Raw genomic sequence first — 24,899 nt, 5'->3', positions numbered from 1 at the left:
ACACCAAATACATTAAGTAGAACTATACTGATCAAGATAAATTCTGAAAGTATTTAAAGATAATCCAGACTGTGATTTGAATTATATAACGATTAGATTTTATGGAATTTGATAAAACTTCATAAAAGGAAAATCACGAGTTATTCTAGTGATTTTAGCATGTAGCGAAGCCATAAATTTTTTATGCGCTTCGCTTTTTGGGTTAAAAGCTTTGTGTTGTAATCCACGTTGAATTTCTATAACTTGTTTAATTGTTTTTTTTGTGTCATCATCATGCATGTAAGTTGCCGTAAAATGTTCCCATATAAAATCAATAGCCGTTTCATTAGGGTGTAGTAAATCAGGGGTATAAAAACGATAATCACGTAAACAATCCACAACCAGTTCATAAGCGGGATAGTAATGGGTATCTGCATTTTTGTTAATTACTGAATGAATAGCACTAAGTAAATGTGCCTTACTCTGATTGTTTGCTACAATACCATCTTTTAAATGACGTACCGGAGAAACCGTAAAAAGAACAGCGGCAGTCGGATTTAATTTTTTTAGCAAATTTACAGATTCCGTGATATCATTTTCTAATTGGTCTATTGGAGTGATTGTTTTAGTAAACTCCTTTTGAGGAATTTTATGGCAGTTAGCAACAATTGTATGATTTCTTGTATACCCCCAGGCAGTACCATAAGTAAGTACAATGTGGCTTGCAGTAGTGATCCAATTATAAGTGTCTATAATCTGTTTATTAAGCAAGGAAACAAACTCACTTTTATCGGGATTACTTAGTTTTGAATGCACTTCAAAACAATGCCATTGTTCGTTTTGATAAATAATATCCTTTTCAGTAAATAACCTTTGCTCAATAACACGCTTGATTAAATTGTTTAAAGCCACAGGATGAAAAATAATTCCGAAAGGATTTACTTTCGTTTGAAATTTGTGGTATTCTAAGCGTTGACCGATATTTTCCACAAAACAAGACCCCATCAATAACACTTTTGAAGCATAGTTGATATCAGGTGTTTGTTTTTTTGGTGGTAACGTGGTAAAAAACTGATTCATTTGGGATAAATAAGAAGTCCCTAGAAATTTCCAAGGACTTTTAAAATGCGCTACAAATAATTTTTAGCTTCTTCTAAAGCTTTAGCGATACCATCAGGATTTTTACCCCCAGCGGTGGCAAAAAATGGTTGTCCACCACCACCACCTTGGATGTGTTTTCCTAGCTCGCGAACAATTTGTCCGGCATTTAGTTTTTTGTTAGTCACTAAGTCTTTAGAAATATAACAACTTAGTAAGGCTTTTCCGTTTTGAGCACTTCCAAAAATGATAAAGGCGTTGTTGCGATCATTACCCAAATCATAACATAAATCTTTAATACCTTGCGCATCCAAGTCTACTTCTTTAGCTAAAAATTGTACTTCGTTGATTTCAGTAAACTGTGTGGCTAATTCGTTTTTTAAATTTCCTGCTTTTTCTTTTAATAATTGCTCAATTTGTTTTTTGAGACTGTTATTTTCATCTTGCAAGCTGGTAATTGCTTTTACTGGATCTTTTGCATTTTTTAATACCGCTTTTACCTCGCTAAAAGCTTTTGCTTGCGTAGCAAAATAGTCTTTGGCAGCATCGCTGGTAATGGCTTCAATTCTTCTGACACCTGATGCCACGGCACTTTCGGCAGTAATTTTAAAATGCCAAATATCGGCAGTGTTTGGTACGTGAATTCCGCCACATAATTCCATTGATTTACCAAAGCGGATGGAACGTACGGTGTCGCCATATTTTTCACCAAACAGAGCTATGGCACCTTGAGCAATGGCATTGTCATAGGTATTATTTCTATTTTCTTCTAACGGAAGTTTTTCCCTTATGCGTGCATTGACAAAATTTTCAATTTCTTGTAATTCGTTAGTACTTACTTTTGAAAAATGAGAAAAGTCAAAACGTAAATTTCCACTGTGTACCATGGATCCTTTTTGTTCCACATGTGTTCCTAAGACACTACGTAAAGCTTGGTGTAATAAATGCGTAGCCGAATGGTTGGATGCGGTACGAGTACGCTGTTTGGAATCAACAACAGCAGTAAATGTTCCGTTGATATTTTTAGGAAGGTTTTTAGCAATGTGGATGATGAGGTTGTTCTCTTTTTTGGTATCAATAATGTATACCACATCGCCATTAGCGGCTTCCAGATAACCTTTATCACCTACCTGACCTCCACCTTCGGGATAAAATGGCGTTTGATTAAATACCAATTGAAATAATTCGCCATCTTTTTTACTAATTACCTTTCGGTAACGCGTTAGGTTTACTTCAGCGGTAAGCTGGTCATAACCAATAAAGGCTTCATTATTTTCTATGCCTATTACTTCCCAGTCACCAGCTGATATTTTTGCTGCGGCGCGGGAGCGGTCTTTTTGTTTTTGCAATTCGGCCTTAAAGCCAGCTTCGTCCAATTGTAATCCTTTTTCACTTAAAATAAGTGCAGTTAAATCAATAGGGAAACCGAAGGTGTCATATAATTCGAAAGCTTTTTCACCAGAAATGGTATTGCCTTTAGTTTGTTCAATAATTTGATCTAATAATAGTAAGCCTTGGTCTAATGTTTTCAGAAATGAATTTTCTTCTTCCTTAATCACATTTACAATAAGGTTTTTTTGTGTTTTTAACTCAGGAAATGCTTTACTTAATTGACTACTTAACGTATCAACCAATTTGTAAATAAAAGGTTCTTTAGTATCTAAAAATGTAAATCCGTAACGAATGGCCCTACGTAAAATACGACGAATTACATAACCTGCTCCATTGTTACTAGGTAATTGCCCATCGGCAATTGAAAAAGCTACGGCACGGACATGATCGGCAATTACACGTATGGCAACGCTTACCTTTCCATTTTCATTAGTCGGTAAAGAGTTTTTGTCGTAAACGGAATTCGTTATGGTTTCAATTTCGCGAATAAGCGGTGTAAACACATCGGTATCGTAATTGGATTTTACATTTTGCAACACCATACACAAACGTTCAAATCCCATTCCGGTATCTACGTGTTGTGCGGGCAATTTTTCCAGTGAGCCGTCTGCTTTTCGGTTAAATTGCATAAAAACTAAATTCCAAATTTCAACCACTTGCGGATGATCCATATTGACTAAATCACGACCCGAAACCTTAGCTTTTTCTTCGGCAGAACGAATATCTACATGGATTTCAGAACAAGGACCACAGGGGCCTTGATCACCCATTTCCCAAAAGTTATCCTTTTTATTTCCCATTATAATTCGATCCTCAGGAACAATCGCTTTCCATAAATCAAAGGCTTCCTGATCCAAACCTAATCCATCATCATCGGCACCTTCAAACACTGAAACGTAAAGAATGTCTTTGTCAATACCGTATACTTCAGTGAGCAGTTCCCAGGCCCATTGTATAGCTTCTTTTTTAAAATAATCTCCAAAAGACCAATTCCCCAACATTTCAAACATGGTGTGGTGGTAGGTATCCATTCCCACTTCTTCCAAGTCATTATGTTTTCCGCTTACGCGAAGGCATTTTTGAGTATCAGTAATTCGATTATTTTTAGGGGTTCCGTTGCCTAAAAAGAATTCTTTAAACTGATTCATTCCGGCATTAGTAAACATCAGCGTTGGATCATTTTTAATTACCATTGGGGCTGAGGGCACTATGCTGTGTTTTTTTGATTCAAAAAATTCCAGAAACTGTTTACGGATCTCTTGTGATTTCATGTAAAAAGGGTGTTGTTTTTAGCAATTTTCATTGAATTTATAATGAAATTAATGCTTCATTACAAATTTAGTATCTTTGAAAATTAAACTCTAAATAATTAGCCATCTAGGCAAGTGCAAAAATAGTATAATTTAAATTATGTCAAAGGTTAAATACTACTACGACAGCGAAACATTATCGTACCGAAAAATTGAACCTAAAAAAGGACGCAAATTGGGAATTGCGTTACTTAGTCTTATTGGTTTGTTTTTGGCCTCATTTGTATTATTAATTACCTATTATAGTATTCCTAAAATTGAAACACCTAAGGAGAAAAAATACCGAAGGGAGCTGGAAAACATGAAGTTGCAGTATAAAATGCTGAACAACAAAATGGATCGACAGGAAAAAGTACTTAATGAAATAGCGGATCGTGATAATACCATTTACCGATTGTATTTTGAAGCAGAACCAATTACCGAAGAGCAGCGTAAAGCTGGTTTTGGAGGGGTGAACAGGTATAATAAATTTGATGGTTTTGAAAATTCAGAATTGATTAAAGAAACCAATCAACGGGTAGACCAAATTGCAAAACAAATTGCTATCCAATCGAAATCGTTGGATGAGGTGGCTGTGTTAGCTAAAGAAAAGGAAAAATTACTGGCAGCCATACCAGCCATACAACCCATACAAAATAAAGATTTAAAGCGTATGGCTTCGGGTTACGGAATGCGAAGTGACCCCTTTACCAAAGTGCGAAAAATGCATCGTGGTATGGATTTTAGTTCGCCAAGGGGAACCCCAATTTTTGCTACAGGCGATGGTGTGGTTACCAGAGCGGATAGTCGATCATCGGGATACGGAAATCATATTCGTATTGAACATGGTTATGGTTACAAAACATTATATGCACACCTTTATAAGTATAATGTTAAAAAAGGACAAAAAGTAAAACGAGGTGATGTTATTGGCTTTGTAGGCAGCACAGGAAGATCACAAGCACCACACTTACATTACGAAGTTTTTAAAGATGGCAAGCGAATCAATCCAATAAACTTCTATTACGGCAACCTTTCTGCACAGGAGTTTGCTACCTTGCTACAGAAATCGCGTGAAGTAAACCAATCTTTAGATTAATATGCACATTAACCTACCCGAAAAATTGTATTACAGTATTGGTGAGGTTGCAAAAGCGTTTAATGTAAATGCTTCCCTAATTCGTTTTTGGGAAAAGGAATTTTCTGTAATTAAACCCAAAAAGAATACTAACGGAGTTCGTTACTTTACTAAGGAGGATATCCAAAAAATAGAATTAATCTATCATTTAGTTAAAGAACGTGGTTACAAATTAGAAGGGGCAAAAACGTATTTAAAGTCTCATCAAAACGAAACGCTGGAAAATTTTGATATAATTCGTAAATTGAATGCTATTAAGGCATCGTTATTGGAATTAAAAGCGAGTCTGTAAACAAAAACACTTAACTACACTATCATGAAATTACTATTACGTATTACTGGGCTTATTTTAATAGCACTAACCTTAAATTCCTGTGATTATAATACTTTTGTATCACTCAATGAAGACACGGCAGAAGCCTGGGGGAATGTACAAACAGCCTATCAGCGAAGAAATGATCTTATAGGAAATTTGGTAAAAACAGTACAAGGGGCTGCTGATTATGAAAAAGGTGCTTTAGTGGAGGTAATAAATGCCCGAGCAAAAGCAACTTCGGTAAACATTGACCCTTCCAACATTACACCCGAGCAATTGGCCGAATTCAATAAGGTTCAAGGGGGATTAAGTGGGGCTTTAAAAAGTTTACTTGTCACCGTGGAACGTTATCCCGACCTAAAAGCCAATCAGAACTTTTTGAAATTGCAGGATGAAATAGCAAGTACTGAAAATCAAATTTTAACTGTTCGTACGCGTTTTAATGCGGCAATAAAACCTTACAACAATAAAGTGAAAAGTTTCCCGGGTTTAATAACTGCAAAAATCTTTGGTTTTGATGCCAAACCTTATTTTGATGCCGAAGCAGGAGCGGAAAAACCAGTGGACGTTAATTTCGATTTCAAATAATGGCAAGTAGTGTTGCAACCTTTTTAACTTCAACACAAGAACAACAAGTTGTTGACGCAATCCGCAAGGCTGAAAAGCAGACTTCTGGCGAAATACGTGTGCATTTGGAAGACTATGATCATGCTGAGGTGTACCAACGGGCGCAGCAGGTATTTCATATGCTAAAAATGGATAATACCAAGTTAGAAAACGGTGTGATCCTTTATGTGGCTGTAAATCAAAAACAATTTGTAGTGTATGGCGATAATGGGATTAACAAAAAGGTAGGTCCCGATTTTTGGAACAGTACGCGCGATGTTATTCAAGATCAGTTTAAAAAACAACATTTTGCCAAAGGGTTAATTTTAGGGGTTACCCAAATAGGAGAAGCTTTAAAAAAATACTTTCCGTGGGATGCTGATGACACCAATGAACTTACCGATGAAATATCAAAGTTATAATGGGTAAACTAAAAATAGTACTGGCATTACTTTTCGTATTTGTTATAAAAATAAATACAATACATGCGCAGTTTGATATACCGCCAAAACCTGCAAAAGCCACTGAACAAGTTGCTGTGTATGATTATGCCAATATTTTAAGTCCAGCCGAAAGGCGCGCATTAGAAATTAAATTAATCAAGTATTCCGATACCACAAGTACACAAATTGTTATCGCTACCATTAATAGCTTAAAAGGCGAAGCTATAGGAATTTTAACACCTAAATGGGCTCATAAATGGGGCATAGGACAAGCAGATAAGGATAATGGGGTTTTTATCTTGCTATCTAAAAATGATCGAAAAATTCATATATCTCCAGGATATGGTGTAGAGCAATATTTAACTGCTGGGCAAGTAGGAACGCTTACGCGAGAAATTATATTACCAGAGTTTAGAGCAGGTAGTTACTACCAAGGGTTGGATAAAGGAACTTCGGCAATTATACAAATGTTGAATGGGACTTATAAAGGTACTCGGATTCGTAATCGAATTAAAGGGGAGGGTGAAGGTATTCCGTTTATGTTTATCGTTTTCTTCTTAATTTTCCTCTTAATCATATGGTCATCCAAAAAGAATAAAGGGGGTGATGACGACGATCGTAATAGTGGAAATAGCCGAAAAGCACGCAGTTTGCTTGATGTGATCATTTTAAGTAACATGGGCCGCGGTGGCTACAGTGGCGGAAGTTTTGGACGCTCATCAGGTGGCGGAGGCTTTGGAGGTGGTTTCGGAGGCGGAGGATTTAGCGGTGGAGGTGCCGGCGGGAGCTGGTAGTTTATTTACAGTTTATAAGTTACACCAAATACAATATACCCTTCCAAGGTTTCAGTAATACTACTTTCAAAATAGTTTACGTCATTTCTGTTTTGAGAAATGGTTACATTGGATCAAGCGTAAATGTTGTGGAATTATTATTTCTAGCTATATATTTTTGATAGTATATACAAGAAAAATGGTACAGATTTCACTCCTCTAAATTGCGTATCAAAAGCTTTTATTTTAGTATTTAAGGATTAGCTGAAGCATATATTTGTACTTCGGTTATCAAAAAAGTTTGAGGTATTACGGTAGTCCAATATTAAAAAGACACAAAATATTTAAGACATTTAATAACCGAAATGAAAATATATCCTCACCTTCTTTAATAATTTTTCAGCTGTATTTTGACTGATAACCATACAAAAAAAGCTAAATGATGTCACCATCATTTAGCTTTTTGTTTAGAATTCGATTCCTATATAATTACTAATGATTAATAGGAACTACACATTAAATTTTAATGCTTTACTACAATTTTAAGTGTTCTTTCAATAGCGTCTTCTCCAAATAATTTGATGATGTAAATACCATCGCTTAATTGGCTTACATTAAAACTATCTGATTCAGTAAGATTGATTGAACTTATTACAGCGCCATTTAAGCCAATTAAAGTAGCTGTTTTAAATGCAGTTGCATTGCTTATTATTACAGCCTCATGAGCTGGATTTGGATACAAACTCACTTCAGAATCATTCGAATCTAAGGTTTTAGCTCCAAAATAACTACTAAAATTGTTGTAATAGTAATTAAACCCTAAGAATCCAATAGTTGATCTAGTTGTTGCTACTCGTTTAGATTCTTTAGTTCTTACTAATAGTATCAATCTAAGTCTATGTCCTCTAGGTAGTCTGCGTAAATTAGGTATTAATCTACCGTCATTAAACTGTGTTGGCAATGTATAAGCTACTGATCTAGTGTCTATATTTGGTGCTCCTTCAGTTAAAATCCTTGCGGTTCTAGTACGTCTAATTATTTTACCTTTTCTATTTACTTGAACAATTCTTGCCCTTACGGATTCTAGTTCTTCTTCAATTCCGTCAACAATTGGTGTTGAATAACTCAAATTTAAATTAACCGTTTCTCCAAAGAAAAATACAGGAAAGTTTCTTCTTCCTGATACAAACTCATCTCTGTTGTTCCAAGTAATGAAAGCTTCTCTATCTTCAATAAAACGTTCAATACTAATTTCTTCCTGAACCTCACTAAATGCGGTATCATTATCTACGCCCAATTTAGCTGCTAAAACAAGACTGTGACCATCAGGCAATGCTTCGGATACTAACACAGGGTCTCCGTTATTGTAAATAGTTGGTAATGTAAAATCTACAGTAACGGTGTTTTCATTTGGCGCAGTAGTCACGTCAACAATAAGGTTTCCACCTACATTTACGGTATTAACTACACCATTTTCTTGATCCACCTGACGCAATTCAATACTTAAACTTGATACATCTTCAATTCTATTAGGGTATTCAGCTGTATTGTAAGTGATTGAAACTGAAAATTCATCTCCTTCAACAAATGTTGGCACTATGCCTCCTTCCGGAATAAACGCATCTAAACTACCAATAGTTACTGTTCTTTCTCGATCTGCTTCTGGTTCGTTGATAAAAATTTCTCCATCTGCATTAGCAAAACCAGCACCTCCATCAACTTGCATAAATATCAATAACTCTAATTTATGTCCATCAGGTAAGTTTTCAGAGTCTAAAACTGGGTCGCCACTTTCGTAACTAACAGGTAGTGTATAATCAAAGGTTACTGTATCCTTATTTTCTGCATCAGCAGTAACTACAGCTTCAAAAGCACTTATATTTACCACGCCTCCTGCTTGATCTATCTGGCGCAATTGCATAGCTACATAGTCTAAATCTTCAATAGTCTCGTTATCAAAAATACCTGTAGTATAACTTAAAGTAGTTGAAAATGTTTGTCCAAAATCAAATGTTGGCAAACTAGTTTCTTCAGAAACATAATCGGCAACGTTATCAAACGTTACTGTTCTTTCTCTGTTGGCTAAAATGATTTCAATTTCAGTATTTGCATCTGCAAAACCTGTATCCCCATCAACTGACATAAATATCAGTAAAAATAACTTATGTCCTTCTGGTAGTTCTGATGACAATGGAATCACCGTATCATCATCAAACGTAGTTGGTAACGTGTAATCAAAGTCTACTGTTCCCGTATTGGGATCATCACCACTTACTACCGCCTCAAAAGTACTTGTATTTACTACAGCAAAGTTTTCATTAAACTGACGAACTTGCATTGCTATATAAGTCAAATCCTCTTCAGTTTCATCATCGTTTAAACCTGTACTATACGTCAAAGTTGTAGGTATAGTTTGTCCTTGCTCAAAGGTAGGTAAACTAGTAACCGATGGCATGTAATCCGATTTGTTATCAAAAGTAACTGCTCTTCGGCGCTGCGGCTCAATAATAGTAATTTGAGTGTTAGCATCCGCAAAACCTGCATCGCCATCAACCGACATAAAGGTTAATAAAAACAAGCTATGCCCTGTTGGTAAATCTGCCGAAAGCGGAATAGCTTCGCCGTCGTCAAAAGTAGTTGGCAATGTATAATCAAAAGAAACTGTATCGCTATTTACTGCATCATCACCTACTACTGCTTGAAAAGTACTTGTATTAACGATATTAAAATTTTCGTCAAGCTGACGTACTTGCATAGCTACGTAGCTCAAATCTTCTTCAACTCCTGCGTTTACACCTGTAGTATACGTTAAAGTAGTAGGGATAATTTGACCTTGTTCAAATACAGGAATGCTTGACCCTGAAGGAATGTATTCACTTAGGTTATCAAATGTAATTTCTCTTGTTCTATCTGCGGCCGCGTTTAATACAATTGATGTATTTGCATTGGCAAAAAGAGTGTTATTTTCAGTAGACATAAAAATTAACAATACTAATTGATGTCCTTCTGGCAACTCTGCTGTTGTAGGTATCGGACCTACAGCTGGTGTTTCAAATTCAGTTGGGATCGTGTACGTAAAATTAACCGTACCTGAATTTGGAGCATCATCAGGTAAAATTGTAGTGAATGTACTATCACCAATAATATTACCATCTGCATCAATTTGTCTTACTTGAGTTGCAATGTAAAATAAATCTTCTTCAACCCTGTCGGTCAATCCTGTTGCGTAGGTTAATTGTAATGTCACTTCTTGTCCGTACCCCACTGTGGGTAATGTTCCTCCTGCGGGTATAAAATCAGCAATGTTATCAAAAGTTAATGAACGTTCGCGATCAGGAACTTCGTTAATAACAATTTCAGTATTTGCGTTGGCAAAATTGGTATCACCATCCACAGACATGAATAACAAAAGGAATAATTTGTGTCCCTCAGGTAAGTTTTCCGTAGTAGGAATTAAATCAGTATTTGGTGTTGCAAAATTTGTTGGAATTTTATAGGTAAAATTTTCAGCTACACCTGCATTATCAGCTTCGCCAGGAGCTAAAGTTATAAATTCACTAGTTGCTACGGCATTTCCTAATTCATCTACCTGACGGATTTGCGCAGCAATGTATGTTAAATCTTCTTCCACGCCATCAGTCAACCCTGTTGTATAAGATAGGCTTAAGTTTATATTTTGACTAATTGTAAACGCAGGGATAGCTTCTCCAGCAGGAGTAAAATCAGCTATATTATCAAAAGTTAATGAACGCTCTCTATCACCTATTGGTGTTCTGGTTACCTCACGAGAAAAATCAAATGTTTGTAAAGCAACACTACTTATAAATCCTCCATCATCATTAAAACTAACGGTAACCTCATTATTGCCAGAAACCAAATTTTCAAAAGGTACTGGAATTTCCAAAATACCAAAAAACGAATCTCTTTGGGTTTGAACATCACCTCGGTAATCTGTAGGAACTGAAATTGGAGTTCCATTTACTGTTACTACAGGCACTCTACTTGCATCAATGGTTCTACCCACACCTAATCTTAATAAGGCTTCTCCATCAGTACCTAAAGTAATGTTTGGTATAGTAAATGAAATAGCCTGATCCGCGACAATTGCTTGCTTGTAGGTAGTTGCATAGGTTTTACTTTCTGTAGAAGTTTCTGAAATAGCAACTGCGTTATCAAAAGTATACTCTATAATAAGTGTTCCCTCCTCATTAACCACAACTGATTCAGGTGCTGTATTACTTTCGGTAATATCTAATACTGGTACATTGTTTGCTCCAAGAAAAAGGTGTTTGATTTTTACGCCAGTAACATTACTTGTTCCTAAACCAAACTCGTTTAAGTTTACACTCAGGTTAGTTTCTGCTAAACTATTTAAAATTAAATATGCCTTATTTTCAGGGGTGTCCACGTAAGCGTCAACTAAAATATCTAGATCCGTGGATTTTGTATCTACACGTGTACCATTTACATCACTCCATAATTGGTAAAATTTAACCACATCAGTAAATACATATTCATCGCTATTGCGAGAAGCTGGTTCGTCTTTTTTACGCATCATACGCCAAGGGTAAGCAAACCCTTCAGCCTGTTCACCAAACAAAAATTCTGCCTTACCTAGAGCAAATGGTACTGTTTTTTCAATAACATCAGGCCTTTCCATAAACTGCATCATCATTGAAGAAAATGATTTAAGGATTAACCAATCTCTTGCTGGTGACCATGGTTGCGCATAAAAGTCATTTAGTTGCCCACCGTACTCTGATATAACCCAAGGCTTCACTTCGCCATACTGTAACGTATTGTAATGCTCAATCATATCCATGGTAGCTTCCATATTACTACCTTTTCTTAACTGCTCTTTTCCTCCAATACTATGAAAGTCATATAAATGAATTGAATAAAAATCCATTTGTGGACCAACCTCGTCAATGAAACGTCTCCAACGCTCTTCCCACTGACCAAAAGGCACTTTATTTTGTGCTTCAAAACCTTCGGCTTCTAAATCAGGAAATGCATTTGTAAATCCTCCTATTTTACTTTCAGGCGAATATTTCCTAACCGAATCTGCTACGGTTTTATGCATTTCAAAAATATCAGTAGCGCTTGACTCCTCCCCAGCGGAAGCAAAATCAATTAATGGAAAAAATGGCTCGTTAATCACCTCAACATATTCAGGTCTTGGAGCACCAGTTGTTCCTCCCTCGCCATAAAGTTCTTGCATGAATAATCCCATAAACTGACCTGTGGCTGATGCAAAAGGCTCTTCAGCAGAATTTGTTTCAGAAAAAAACCAACCTTGTCCAGTTGCATGACGTCCATTTGGGAAAAATGGCGCATCTTGAGCTGCTGTTATTGTAGTTCCTTTTTCAAAAGGATGTTTTGACGTTCTGTCAGCATAAGAGTTATTTAAAATAGTACCCCATTCAGCAATACTTGCTGGATCAGCAAAGCCTGGTCTGTTGGCGTTTTCTCTTACTTGATCCACTGTAAAACGCATACGCCCAGTCTCACGACCATAGTAAGCATCGTACAAATTGATTAAGGAATCAAGCTTACCTAGCTCGTCATTGTAATCGTTTTCAGTAGCATCTGCGTGCAAAACAATGTACTTATTCCTATCAAAAGTTTCTTTTCCTCCAACTGTATGTTTCATATCGAAGTTTATATCAACTTCGACCTGAGAGAACACAGAAGTGCTAAGGCCAATGGCCGTTACTAACGAAAATAATTTTGAATTCATGGATTAATTTTTAAATTTAATAGATTAAAGGGCACTTTATTTATTCGATAAATATATACAAAAAACGGACAAGATTATTAATCATCTTAAGCACGGATAGATATAATCTATTGAATTGATTTTTTGCATAAGCCTTACCACAAATATATGCGCTGTAAATCAGTTAATTATAACATGTAAGAATAATCTTATTTAAAAATTACGTAATAAAAAAAGTTTGAAAAATTATTTTATTTAAGGAAATTTAATATTACCGTAAAACTTAACATCGTCAATTTGGTATGTAGCTGTAGCTGTGGGGTCAAAACCTTTGTACTGAAAAGCAATTCTGACCTTCCCTGGCAGGCATGAAATAGGCTGTTTTAAGGTATTGTAATTTGACGACGCAACTGGTATTTGAACAGGAAGCAGTTCCCATTCCGTTGTTTTTACCTCCCCAGAAAAGTTATTGGTAATCCAAACATGCAATATTTTTCCATTGTTAAACTGCGTACGCACCCTAAATTGAACAAAGGCATCCTCTACATTAGTGAGATCAACTTCGGGTGTGACAAGCCATGCTTCCAAAGGGCGCAAATTACTATTAAAAGCTGAAATTGTAAGTACTCGATTAGCTACGTTAGTTATTTTTTTGTCAGTCCAACGCTCTTCATCGCCTGTTACATTTATATTTAACCAACCTAGGGGTTCGAGTAAATTTTCATTGGTAATGGTTTCAAAGTCCTCCGAAAATAAAAGATCTGTGGCATCAATACTTGTATTGGTACACTCAAAAAATGTGGGGTCACATCGGGTATTTTCATTAAAACTTAAATCACTGGCTGTATTCATTTTCAAAACAAAAAAATCATCTCTAAAATCCCTACTCAATACTCCCATAACATCGCCTGACCCACTTGCCAACGTTAGCGTTTTAAAACTTGCAAACGTACTTGTACATAAGGCGACTTCTATCCCTTCATCGCAATTTTTCATGAGCCGTAAACCATCAAAATTATCAGTAGACTCAGCAGCAAGCGTTTTGGGCGTATCGCCCAAAAGTTCTGGATTAAATTGCATGTTTGATAACCTCACTAACAGTGATTCCTTTTCTCGCGTAAGCGTTTGCAATGTTACATTTAAAGGTTGGATTGTTGCAATTTCGTTTGTTCTAAACACATGTTGATCAATTTCAAATGCTGTTAAGGCTACAATTTCATTTTCTAATAACTTTCCTAATTTTACTACGCCATTGCCAAAACCAACACTTAAACCGTTCAACTGTACAAATAGTTTACTTCCAAAAGGAAAACGATTATGCAAAGCGCGCTCGTCTATCAAAAAATGAATACCAGCAGTTGGATTTTCGGGTTTATCCTGTAAAATCAACTCTTTAAAAAAGTTCCCTCCCTTGTCAGATGACACTACATAAGCTTCTAAAAACTGGTCGGAGGTAAAGGTGATGCTATTGTTTTCGGCACGATCTAACCCTGCTTTTGCAGCACTTATGCTTACCATAGTACCATTGGGAATTTCAATATTTTGAGGTTTAGGCACTTCAATATTATCATCGCATGACATAGCGGTGAGTATGATAAACAAAATACTTATAATTGGCTTTACTAATTGTTTTCTCATGCTAGTTATTTTTTAAAATCTATAATAGGTATTTACGTAAAATGTAGTGCCTGAACCATACCAGTATTTAGAGCCAAATAAGGGATTTGACCTATTGCTATCAGCACTTAAAGTGCTAAAATTTGAATTGCGAGATTGCTCAAAACCACCTGTTTTGAATACCTGATTTAGTAAGTTTTGAACCCCTAAAACAAAACCGAGGTAATGTTTTTTTATTTTCCAGGACTTTCCGCCTATAGCGTTCCACAAAAAATATGCAGGAAACTGTTCTTGTTGTAGTAGCTCTTTTGCTTTTGCTTCATTAAAATTTGCAAAAGCGCGACCATCAACATCAGTTACAAAATTTTGAGTACGTGTAAACGGACTTATATTACTAAAGGAATTTGAAAAGCAATTAAGCTGTGTGCTAAACCACCAATACGTAGGATCGCGGTAACTAAATCCTACTCCATAAGCTTGTTGGGGTCCCGTTGCTAAATGATAATTTTTTAAAAATGTTTGACCAATAAGTAACGGTTCTACAATGGTATTTGATGTTACATACAAATTTGGATTATTACTATACCTGTGTTTGCCGTAAGCTGCTGCCAAATTTAACGTAAGCGTACTTGTCATTGCAATTTCTGCTCCAAATTCTAATCCTATGTTTTGTTTGTCAATATCAGTCATAATTTCCTGAAAAAAACCTGCATTATCAATACGACCCAACCCAGCTAAATTGTCAGTAAAAAAGAACGAACGATTGGTACCGCTTTTTTGTTGAATCCAATACGCTGAAAATCGAGTCTTAATACTCCCATATTGATACACCACACTTATATCGCTTGACATCAATTGTTCGTTTTTTAAATCCAATACGGTGTCGTTATTTTGCCTAGGATTGGTAAACGAATGTTGCAATAACGGGGGCTGGCTATTTACCAACACCGAAGCTTTAGTATACCATTTAGGATTTATTTGTCGCTGCAAACCTAATTTAAAACCATAGCCTAAAAACGTAAGTTTTTTACTTTTTCCCAACGATAAACTGCCCGGATAAAATCCGTTTTCAAATTTACCAATGCGTTGATACTGCTGTGCCTTTGCTGCAATGGCTGAAGTTACATCCCATTTGTTTTTACTGTAACTAACTTGTATAAAACCATTTGCAACATTGTTTGTTAGTACGTAATTATATTTGTAAATATCTCCTACACCTACTACTCTATTTGGGTTTTGTAAATCATTTTGCGCCTGATCACCTTCAGAAAAACCATCGATATCCAAGTAACCGCTCCCTCCAAGTAAATCAGTTAATTCTGCAAAATTGTTGCTTTTTAATCTTCTGAAAGCTGCTTTGGCCTGTAGGTTTATATTTTCGGAATAGTGATAATCTACTATTGTATTAGCTGCTATAAAGGTATCGTCGTTTCGATCCTCATATAAGGCAAACGTGGCATTTTCGTTAGTATTTTGATTTGAATTATATAGGAATTGCCAATTCAGTTGCCCATTTGCTCTAAAATTTCGATCAGCTAAAAATGCTGCTTCAAAATTTTCGTTGCCCTTATTTCTTAAAAAATAGCTTGGTAGTATTTGATAATAGGACGGATCAGGATTTCGTCCTCCTCCTTCAAAAAAAGTTTGCTCATTGACCTCTCTTACCACCTTGCCTGTATAATCTAACCTGCTATTACCAACTTGCCCACTTTGAAAAAGTAACGTGCTTTGTATATTCCATTTTGAGGTTGGTTTCCAATAATGAGACATGGTCACAATAGGCTCCTGCACTCTTCTGATTCTTGAGTTTCGAATATTTCCATTTTGAATTCCCCAATATGAATTATACCGTGTACCCTTAAGTTCAGTTACCTCATTGGTGTTTGGTGAGGCTTTCCCACGTTCAATAGGCGTATATAGTGCTGTTAAACTCAAACTATGTTTTTGGTTAAATTGCTTTTCAGCACTAGCGAATACACTAAATGATTGTAAACTTGTGCCGTCAATATAGCCTTGTTTTGCCCTTCTGGCGGAAGCAGAAAAACTATAAGACCATCCATTTTTTTGTACACCACTGTGGTATGTTGCCATTAACCGGCCTTGAAATGATCTGTTTGTACTAGCTACAGCTACCTTTTTACCTGTTGCAAAACTTGAAGCATTTAATTTTAAATTTGTTACACCTAAAGCCGATCCAAAACTTAATGGGCTTAAGCTGTTGTAAAAGGTGTTTTCCTGAGACCTTAGTATGTCATTCAGTCCTGTCCAATTATTCCAATTGGGGCGATTATTATAAAGGCTGTTCATTTCCACACCGTTAATCAACATTTTGTTATGCTCATTCCCCAATCCTCTTATCCTAAAAAAAGTAGCGCTCCAGTTAAAAGCTACGCTATTTAGAAAAGCATCACGAGAGGCTTGCAACAAAGTTTGATTTTGCTCATTGTTTTGATCCGTTTCCAGTTGATCATTTGTTAAATCAATAGTGGCAAATGTTTGGTGGGCATTCACTAAATCAACTTGTAATGTCAACTGAGGTAACTGTAGTACTTTATCCAACTCTATTACAATGGGTAGTTGCATTACTAAAAAACCATTTTTTTGAATTTTAAGCACTTGTTCTCCCAACGGAAATGTTCCAGATAAACTAAATATTCCCTCGTGGTTTGTAGTGGCATTAAAATTAGTATGCAATAAGCTTACGCTTGCGTTTTCTACCGGGTTTTGGGTAAGCTCATTAATGATTTTACCTACTATTTTTTGCTGTTGAGAATACCCTGAAATACTCAGAAAAAGAAATAAAATGCAATAAGAAAATCTAAACATTAAAAATATGATTAATAGACAAAACTAATTGTTTTAAAGTAGACGAAACTACAATATTTTTTTTAATTTGCTTAAATACAATATTTTATAATCTTGAAAACGCTACTTACGCTACTATTTATGGGCTTTAACTGTCATTTGATTTTTGGACAGAAAGCCCTCTATTCCGTTACGACTATCGCTTTTTACAATTTAGAGAACCTATTTGATTGCATTAATGACCCACTTACTTTTGATGAGGATTATACACCTGAAGGAAAGCATCAATGGACTGAAGACAAATTGCAGATTAAGCTTGATCACTTGGCTGAAGTTATTAGTGCAATTGGAGCCAAAAGCAGTAAAAAACCTCCTGCTTTATTAGGTGTTGCAGAAGTTGAAAATAGAGAAGTACTTGAAAAACTAATTGTGCAACCTCCTTTAAAAGCGTACGATTATGATATAGTGCACTACCAATCCCCTGACCGAAGAGGTATTGATGTAGGATTACTTTACGATCGGTCTGTTTTTACACTAAAAAATGCGCAAAAGCACCGATTATTTTTAAAAGATGAATTTAACAATCCTATTTACTCCAGGGATCAATTATGTGTCTCTGGTTATTTAGGCAATGAACTTATGTATGTAATTATTAATCATTGGCCTTCACGAAGGGGAGGTCAAAAACGAAGTCAACCACGACGTATTGAAGCAGCTAAATTATGTAGTAAAATTGTTGATTCCATTCAAACAATTACCCCTAAAGCTAACGTAATTATTATGGGTGATTTTAATGACGACCCCGCTGATAAAAGCTTTAAAAAAATACTACAAACAAAAGCTGTTACTAAGCCATATGCTAAATATCATTTGTATAATACTATGGAAATATTACACAAAAAAGGCTTAGGCAGCCTGGCTTATCGAGATAAATGGAATTTATTTGACCAAATTATTATTTCCAATACATTGTTGGATAGCATTGGTTTTAGGTTGTACAAATCATATGTATTCAATCCTAAGTTTTTGGTACACTCTAAGGGGAATTATAAAGGGTACCCTAAACGCACCTTTAGCAGGGGAAAGTATACCGCAGGTTACAGCGACCATTTTCCAGTTTATATGTATCTGATTCGACCACAAAATTAGTTCATGGACATGACTGATTTTAAAAACTCATTTTCCTTTGCCAGCTACAACAATCACAAGTTCACCTTTCGGCGGTTTATTTTTGTAATGTGTAGCAACTTCGGTGGCAGTGCCTCTTAAGGTTTCTTCGTGGAGTTTAGTAAGTTCTCGGCTAACTGAAACCTGTCGGTCTTCGCCAAAATAGGTGGCAAAATCAGTGAGTGTTTTAACTAATTTGTGCGGCGATTCGTAAAAAATAAGCGTGCGTACCTCTATTGCTAAAGCTAGTAAACGCGTTTGTCTTCCTTTTTTTACGGGTAAAAACCCTTCAAACACAAATCGATCGTTAGGCAAACCACTATTGACTAGGGCAGGTACAAATGCCGTAGCACCAGGCAAACATTCTACCGTAATATTCTTATTTACCGCAGCACGAGTCAGTAAAAATCCTGGATCCGAAATGGCCGGCGTTCCGGCATCACTAATTAAAGCAATTTGTTGTCCAGCTTCCAACTTTTTTAGAATGCTATCTACCGTTTTATGCTCGTTATGCATGTGATGACTTTGCATATGCGTACTTATTTCGAAATGCTTTAAAAGCTTACCGCTGGTTCGGGTATCTTCAGCCAAAATTAAATCCACATGTTTAAGCACTTCAATTGCCCTAAATGTCATGTCATTCAGGTTGCCAATGGGTGTAGGAACAAGATATAATTTACTCACAGTATTTTTTAGTCCATGTTATAAGTCAACATTCAATTTGCAACTTCTTGATAAAAAATCAAATTTGTTTAAAACAATTCAAAAAAATCGTTGTTTAAATCGGATGCTAATTTAAAGGTCAAATTTACGAAAAACCACTTCTAAAAAACGTGTTTCAAACGCTTCTTTATTTTCCCAATTATTGTATTCAGGTTTTACCATATGATTGATAAAATTTGAAGCTTCGGTATGAGTTTCTAAAGTATTTAATTGCGAAAGTACTCGAGTATAATCATCCTGATTGCCATCAAACAAATGTTTTACAAATCCAATACGATCATTCAACCCAATTTGAATGGTTTTTTTTAGGCTATCATTTAAAGAAGACCTTTGTTGCAATCCACCAACTTCATTTACTTTGGTAGGTGTTGGATCAGCTATAGGAGCAGTAGCGTTTGAAAACACATCTGCTTCAGTTGGCGTCGCTGGAACTGTTGTTTCAATAGTTGACGTGGGTGGTGGTACTGGATCAAACTCAGGCAAATCAAACCCTGCCGTTAACGCTTCTAATTCATGTAAAAGCTGTGGCGCATCAGTTGGTGGCGTAGGTATTTCGTTGACAATAACTTCGGGAGTTTCTTTTATAGGAAATTGCTCCAGTTTTTGTTCTGTAGCTTCAAAAGATTTTTGAGCCTCTTCGGGATGCTGCTCAGCCGCTAATGTTGATTCTAAAATTTGCTCTGATGTTTCAGAAACATTTTCAACGGTTTTTTTAAATTCAAAAAGTGTTTCTTCGGCAACAGCTTCTGGCAGTACATCAGGTATAATTTCCGAAATTGATTTGGTTTCTGAACTAGACACCACTGGCTCAGGCAGCGTTGGCGTTTCGGTAACAGCTGCCTCCATATTTTCAGTAGTCACTGTTGTATCTTCTCCCGTAAGGGAAGTACCAAAATCAGTCCCCTCATTTTTGCGGTCAAATTCTTTTTCGGATGCCGTTTCCACAGCTGCAACTATTGGCACAACAGGCTGTTCAGTTTCCTGCTTTTCGGCATAGGCAAGTACACACAATCGGTCATAAATATCAGCTACTTTTTGCTTTAAATCCTCCGTATTTTGGTGCTGTAGGCTTAATAAATCAATGGCTAAATCCTTAAGTTCTTTTTCAAGTTGCGCTTTCATAAAGTAATTTTGTTCCACCATGTGGTGTTAAATGAGTTTGAAACAGCTATCGAAATTTCAAATATGTACCAAACATTTGGCTTTTGCAGTTGCACTGCAGCTAATGACTAGTCAATGAAAAATGAGTATGAATCAGTCTTTATTGCATACATTTGTATAACAACAAACAGGTTTTATTCCTTTAAGTCGCTTTGCGCGAAAAAAAGAATTTAACCGGCTGAAAAATACGAAATGTTTCTTGAAAATACAGTAAATCCTGAAGCGCAATTTGGATGGATAGAAGTTATAAGTGGGTCCATGTTTTCAGGAAAAACGGAAGAACTGATAAGGCGTTTAAAACGAGCGCAATTTGCAAAGCAAAAAGTGGAAATTTTTAAACCTATGGTGGATACTCGCTATAGCGAAGAAAATGTAGTATCGCATGATAATAATGAAATAGCGTCCACTCCCGTACCTGCCGCGGCAAATATTCGTATTTTGGCGGATACTTGCGATGTAGTAGGTATTGACGAAGCACAATTTTTTGACGAAGGCATTGTGCGCGTTTGCAACGACCTTGCCAACAAAGGCATTCGGGTAATTGTAGCAGGGCTGGATATGGATTTTAAAGGAAATCCTTTTGGTCCTATGCCGGCACTTATGGCAACTGCGGAGTATGTAACTAAGGTGCATGCCGTTTGTGCAAAAACTGGAAATTTGGCACATTACAGTCATAGGAAATCTACGGATGAAAACTTGGTCATGCTTGGCGAATCCGATGCATATGAGCCATTAAGTAGGGCAGCATTTTACAAAGAAAACCATAAATAGACTAAAAAAACACTCGGATGAGCGGAACCGTTTTAACCATAAATCTAAATAATTTAACCCATAACTATGAATACCTGCGCAGTAAAATTAATGCAAAGGTAAAGTTATTGGCGGTGGTTAAAGCAGTGGCCTATGGCAGCGATGCTGTACAAATTGCACGTCATTTGGAAACTTTAGGGGTAGATTATTTTGGTGTTGCTTACGCAGAAGAAGGAGCAGCATTGCGCCAAAGCGGAATTAAAACTCCTATTTTAGTACTGCATCCACAGCCTCATAATTTTAAATTGCTACTCAAATATAAATTAGAACCTGGTATATACAGCAAGCGCGTATTAACCACTTTTGCGCAATTTTGTATGGACAATCAACAGGAAAATTTTCCAGTACACATCAAATACAATTCGGGGCTCAATCGCTTAGGATTTTCGGATGCAGATATTCCTATAATTTTAGATCAGGTGGAGGAGGCAAATTTGTCAATTAAGTCCTTATTTTCGCACCTGGCAGCAAGCGAAGATAAAAATGAAAGGCCTTTTACAATGCAACAAATCAAACGATTTAAGCAATTTTCGGGAGCCTTACAATCGCAGATGATGAATGATCCAATGGTGCATCAATCCAACACATCGGGTATTTTAAATTATCCTGAAGCACATTTTAGCATGGTGCGCACGGGAATTGGTTTGTACGGTTTTGGAAATGATGCTAAGTATGATCAAAACTTGAAACCAGTAGCTAGTTTAACTTCGGTAATTTCGCAAATTCATGAAATACCTGCCGGTGGCTCCTTAGGATATAATCGCGGATTTATAGCTGAAACTACCATAAAATCCGCAACCATTACACTCGGTCATGCCGATGGGATTACCCGAATCTACGGTCATAAAAAAGGATTTGTATTTATCAACGGACAAAAAGCCCCCATTTTAGGTAATGTCTGTATGGATATGATTATGGTTGATGTTACAGCTATTAATTGTAATGAAGGAGATACAGTGATAATTTTTGATAGCGAACACACGGCTGCTGCTTTGGCAGAAGCTGCGGGTACAATTTCATACGAATTGATCACAGATATTGGCCCTAGAGTAAAACGAATTATAACGAAAAAATAGGGCGTTGATCGTATAAATTTCACTGTTATTTTAACAAAAGTTTAATTTCATTTGTTTTTTTAAGTACATTAGTAGTACTAACAATTAAAATATAATCAAATGGCATTTTTCAGTGACTTTAAAAAATTCCTTTTAAAAGGAGACATTGTAGCCCTAGCAACAGCAGTTGTAATTGGAGGCGCATTCAGTAAAATAGTAAATTCAGCGGTAGCTGATATTATAATGCCTGTTGTAGGTTTAATTACCGGGGGTACTGATTTTACCCAAAAGTTTATTGCTTTAAATGGAGAAAATTACGAAAGTTTAAAAGCAGCAAAAGAAGCCGGAGCTGCTGTAATGACTTATGGTAACTTAATCCAAGCAATTATTAATTTTATCATTGTAGGTTTGTTTATTTATATTGTACTTAAAGCTTACGAAAAAACAAAAGAGCCAGAAGCACCAAAAGCACCAGCTGGACCGACAGAAAAAGATATTCTTATTGAAATTAGAGATGCTTTAAAAAAATAATGAATACAAAACGTAGCTAACCGCTACACTACTTATTTTATAAATGTAAACCCCAAGATAGTGATCTGCTAACTTGGGGTATTTTTTGATTAATTTTTGAGTAATAAAATCGTCACAAATGGCGTAGTATTGGCGCAGATTTTAAATTAGTCATAAAAACTAACCCTTTTTTAATAGTACATTCATTGGTATTACTAATAACTAAAAATGAACCACTATGGACTAAAAGTACCATAGTTTTGGTTATGACTAAAAGTCATTACTTTTTTAAACATCCGTTTTTGCAATTAACTACTAGCCTTTGGCTATTAGCAATATTTTAAAACCAACAGCTAATTACTAATTGCCAATAGCTCTTGTAATATTTTTAGAAGCTAAAAGCGAAATGCATTAAAAATGCAAAGTTTTAACTAAACCTGAGACCAATAAAGTCTTAAAATTTCGAAACTTAACATGAATTATAAAAAAAGCTCTAAATTCATCATCATATTAAAACTAAACTGCCGCTATCTCTTTTTTTAATACGGTAGCTCAACACCCTGATTGAAAAGGTTAGTTTTAAAACTAAATATTATCATACGCACTATTATGCTTATACTTATAACCCCTGAAAAAGATATTGCTAACGAAATTGAACTACTAAATTCATTTTTTGAAGCTGGGCTGCAAATTCTTCATTTACGAAAGCCACATAAAAGTTACGCACAACATATGGCTTACTTAAGCGCTATTGATGAACAATATCACAGTCGTATTGTATTACACTATCAACATGATTTGGCAGAGGATTTTATGCTTAAAGGAGTGCATATACAAGAACAACCTCGCATTGATATGGGCGAAGATTTCGGGTTTTATGTGGCTAGATTCACCACACAGGGTTATGATGTAAGTACGTCATTTCACAATCCTTCGGAAATTATGCTGTATGCACAAATTCCGTTAATTTACAACCTACTGAGTCCTGTTTTTAACGCCATTTCACAACCAGATATGAAAGGAAAAACCTTTGATGTACGTCCTATTAAAGTTCCTGTAATTGGCATGGGAGGCATACATGCCAACAATATTGAACAAGTAAAAAGTTTAGGCTACGTTGGTGTAGGCGTACTTGGAGGTGTTTGGAATGCTTGTGATCCACTTAATGCCATGAAGGAACTTATTCAGGCAATCAACACCACCTATTAAATTAACGAGTAACACTTAAAACACTCCCTGATAGCCTAGCCCTATACATTCGTAAAGGAAATGCATTTGTTCCTTCAGCTCCATGTTTTGCACCATCGACAAAATTGTATTGGGAAGTGGTTTCTCCACAAGTATATTGTAAAAAAACACCTGTTACCTTATCAGGTATAGTACATGTTCCAATAGGGTTATTTGGTTCTGCTAAATCAAAAACTACAAATCGGTCATTTCCTTGATTTCTGATATACACCCCGCCTACGGAACCTAAAGCGATTGATGGTGGAAGGAAAATTTCTCCTCCAGTAAACTGTAAATCAGCATTAGTTGCCAAAGTTAAGTTCAACGTAAAATTAGGAGCGCTTTGTCCTAAAAAAAGGATTATTATCGCGGGACACCAAATCGTCACTACTGCATGAAAACAACGTTGTCAAAGCACAAAAAAAAGAAAAAATCGTAACATCATACCCAAAAAATTTACTGTTGTAAAATTAATCAAATAATACGAATACGTAATTTTTTTGTATATTTGATTTTAGCAGAATATCCCATTTAAGTGGGATATTTTGTGTTTATATAACGTTTATAATTATGAGTAAAGTATCTTATTATACCGCTGAAGGACTTAAAAAATTACGTGATGAATTGAATCATCTAAAAGATGTGATGCGACCAAAAGCATCTCAAGACATTGCCGAAGCTCGTGATAAAGGTGATTTGAGTGAAAATGCTGAATACGATGCCGCCAAAGAAGCTCAGGGAATGCTTGAAATGGAAATTTCCAAATTAGAAGAAGTACTTGCTGGAGCTCGTTTAATTGACGAATCTCAATTAGATACTACAAAAGCATTAATACACTCCACCGTAACCATTAAAAATCAAACCAACGGTATGGAAATGAAATACAAGTTGGTTGCCCAAAGCGAGGCTAATTTAAAAACTGGTAAAATTTCAGTAGACTCCCCCATTGGCAAAGGTTTACTTGGTAAAAGCGTTGGAGATGTTGCTGAAATTCAAGTGCCTAATGGCATCATGAAATTTGACGTAATAGCACTATCTCGCGATTAATTCTATATAAACCATTTATTTAAA

Annotated in this window: 19 protein-coding genes; 11 read left to right on the top strand and 8 right to left on the bottom strand. The window is 35.9% G+C overall.

What is annotated here, in order from left to right:
• Nucleotides 1-99: 99 nt before the first annotated feature.
• The gene (locus tag GMC_RS0114110) at nt 100-1,059 is read right to left on the bottom strand and encodes a GSCFA domain-containing protein (protein WP_010522761.1); all 960 of its coding nucleotides are present in this window, start codon (nt 1,057-1,059) and stop codon (nt 100-102) included.
• Nucleotides 1,060-1,109: 50 nt separating this feature from the next.
• Nucleotides 1,110-3,740 carry an alanine--tRNA ligase gene (gene alaS, locus GMC_RS0114105; RefSeq protein ID WP_010522760.1) on the bottom strand — a complete coding sequence of 877 codons (2,631 nt, stop codon included), beginning with the start codon at nt 3,738-3,740 and terminating at the stop codon, nt 1,110-1,112.
• A 139-nt stretch (nt 3,741-3,879) separates the two neighbouring features.
• Between alaS and GMC_RS0114100 the strand changes: the two genes are divergently transcribed.
• From GMC_RS0114100 to GMC_RS0114080, 5 genes are read left to right on the top strand one after another with little or no spacing between them, the layout of a single operon-like run.
• Nucleotides 3,880-4,857 (top strand): M23 family metallopeptidase, encoded by a 978-nt coding sequence (locus tag GMC_RS0114100; protein WP_010522759.1) that lies wholly within the window; start codon nt 3,880-3,882, stop codon nt 4,855-4,857.
• A gap of 1 nt (nt 4,858) precedes the next feature.
• The gene (locus GMC_RS0114095; RefSeq protein ID WP_010522758.1) at nt 4,859-5,188 is read left to right on the top strand and encodes a MerR family transcriptional regulator; all 330 of its coding nucleotides are present in this window, start codon (nt 4,859-4,861) and stop codon (nt 5,186-5,188) included.
• Nucleotides 5,189-5,212: 24 nt separating this feature from the next.
• Nucleotides 5,213-5,800: a LemA family protein gene (locus tag GMC_RS0114090; RefSeq protein WP_010522757.1), complete on the top strand. Its 588-nt coding sequence runs from the start codon at nt 5,213-5,215 to the stop codon at nt 5,798-5,800.
• Nucleotides 5,800-6,240, top strand: coding sequence for a TPM domain-containing protein (locus GMC_RS0114085; RefSeq protein WP_010522756.1), 441 nt, complete (start codon nt 5,800-5,802; stop codon nt 6,238-6,240). Before GMC_RS0114090 ends, GMC_RS0114085 begins: the two co-directional genes overlap by 1 nt.
• Nucleotides 6,240-7,055, top strand: a complete 816-nt coding sequence (locus GMC_RS0114080) for a TPM domain-containing protein (protein ID WP_010522755.1) — start codon at nt 6,240-6,242, stop codon at nt 7,053-7,055. The genes GMC_RS0114085 and GMC_RS0114080 overlap by 1 nt, the downstream gene beginning before the upstream one ends.
• A gap of 502 nt (nt 7,056-7,557) precedes the next feature.
• Here GMC_RS0114080 and GMC_RS0114075 read toward each other — a convergent pair.
• The 3 genes from GMC_RS0114075 to GMC_RS0114065 all read right to left on the bottom strand — a co-directional run bounded on the left by GMC_RS0114075 (nt 7,558) and on the right by GMC_RS0114065 (nt 17,196).
• The gene (locus tag GMC_RS0114075; RefSeq protein ID WP_010522754.1) at nt 7,558-12,774 is read right to left on the bottom strand and encodes a T9SS type A sorting domain-containing protein; all 5,217 of its coding nucleotides are present in this window, start codon (nt 12,772-12,774) and stop codon (nt 7,558-7,560) included.
• Between the two features lie 234 nt (nt 12,775-13,008).
• Nucleotides 13,009-14,391: a DUF5689 domain-containing protein gene (locus tag GMC_RS0114070; protein WP_010522753.1), complete on the bottom strand. Its 1,383-nt coding sequence runs from the start codon at nt 14,389-14,391 to the stop codon at nt 13,009-13,011.
• A gap of 12 nt (nt 14,392-14,403) precedes the next feature.
• A complete protein-coding gene (locus GMC_RS0114065; RefSeq protein ID WP_010522752.1) occupies nt 14,404-17,196 on the bottom strand; it encodes a TonB-dependent receptor in 2,793 nt (930 codons plus the stop codon).
• A gap of 120 nt (nt 17,197-17,316) precedes the next feature.
• Between GMC_RS0114065 and GMC_RS0114060 the strand changes: the two genes are divergently transcribed.
• On the top strand, nt 17,317-18,324 hold the full coding sequence (locus GMC_RS0114060) for an endonuclease/exonuclease/phosphatase family protein (protein ID WP_010522751.1): 1,008 nt from the start codon (nt 17,317-17,319) through the stop codon (nt 18,322-18,324).
• 27 nt (nt 18,325-18,351) lie between these two features.
• Here GMC_RS0114060 and rsmI read toward each other — a convergent pair whose 3' ends face one another.
• Together rsmI and GMC_RS0114050 are read right to left on the bottom strand one after the other, a co-directional pair.
• Nucleotides 18,352-19,026: a 16S rRNA (cytidine(1402)-2'-O)-methyltransferase gene (gene rsmI / locus GMC_RS0114055; RefSeq protein ID WP_010522750.1), complete on the bottom strand. Its 675-nt coding sequence runs from the start codon at nt 19,024-19,026 to the stop codon at nt 18,352-18,354.
• Nucleotides 19,027-19,137: 111 nt separating this feature from the next.
• On the bottom strand, nt 19,138-20,187 hold the full coding sequence (locus GMC_RS0114050) for a DUF8457 domain-containing protein (RefSeq protein WP_010522749.1): 1,050 nt from the start codon (nt 20,185-20,187) through the stop codon (nt 19,138-19,140).
• A gap of 231 nt (nt 20,188-20,418) precedes the next feature.
• Between GMC_RS0114050 and GMC_RS0114045 the strand changes: the two genes are divergently transcribed.
• From GMC_RS0114045 to GMC_RS0114025, 4 genes are all read left to right on the top strand, one after another.
• A complete protein-coding gene (locus tag GMC_RS0114045; protein ID WP_010522748.1) occupies nt 20,419-20,997 on the top strand; it encodes a thymidine kinase in 579 nt (192 codons plus the stop codon).
• Between the two features lie 17 nt (nt 20,998-21,014).
• A complete protein-coding gene (alr, locus tag GMC_RS0114040; protein WP_010522747.1) occupies nt 21,015-22,112 on the top strand; it encodes an alanine racemase in 1,098 nt (365 codons plus the stop codon).
• A gap of 99 nt (nt 22,113-22,211) precedes the next feature.
• Nucleotides 22,212-22,622 (top strand): large conductance mechanosensitive channel protein MscL, encoded by a 411-nt coding sequence (gene mscL / locus GMC_RS0114030; protein WP_010522746.1) that lies wholly within the window; start codon nt 22,212-22,214, stop codon nt 22,620-22,622.
• 588 nt (nt 22,623-23,210) lie between these two features.
• Nucleotides 23,211-23,810 carry a thiamine phosphate synthase gene (locus GMC_RS0114025; RefSeq protein ID WP_010522745.1) on the top strand — a complete coding sequence of 200 codons (600 nt, stop codon included), beginning with the start codon at nt 23,211-23,213 and terminating at the stop codon, nt 23,808-23,810.
• Nucleotide 23,811: 1 nt separating this feature from the next.
• On the opposite strand, the gene GMC_RS0114020 is transcribed toward GMC_RS0114025, so the two are convergent.
• Complete coding sequence (locus GMC_RS0114020; protein ID WP_029489807.1) at nt 23,812-24,141, bottom strand: hypothetical protein; 330 nt, start codon at nt 24,139-24,141, stop codon at nt 23,812-23,814.
• A 257-nt stretch (nt 24,142-24,398) separates the two neighbouring features.
• Between GMC_RS0114020 and greA the strand changes: the two genes are divergently transcribed.
• On the top strand, nt 24,399-24,875 hold the full coding sequence (gene greA, locus GMC_RS0114015; RefSeq protein WP_010522743.1) for a transcription elongation factor GreA: 477 nt from the start codon (nt 24,399-24,401) through the stop codon (nt 24,873-24,875).
• The last annotated feature ends 24 nt before the right edge of the window (nt 24,876-24,899 follow it).

The sequence above is a fragment of the Aquimarina agarivorans genome, from assembly GCF_000218485.1.
In the GTDB taxonomy this organism is placed as follows: Bacteria; Bacteroidota; Bacteroidia; order Flavobacteriales; family Flavobacteriaceae; genus Aquimarina; species Aquimarina agarivorans.
The sequence above is the reverse complement of the archived record's forward strand: the minus strand, read 5'-3'. Positions and strand labels throughout refer to the sequence as shown.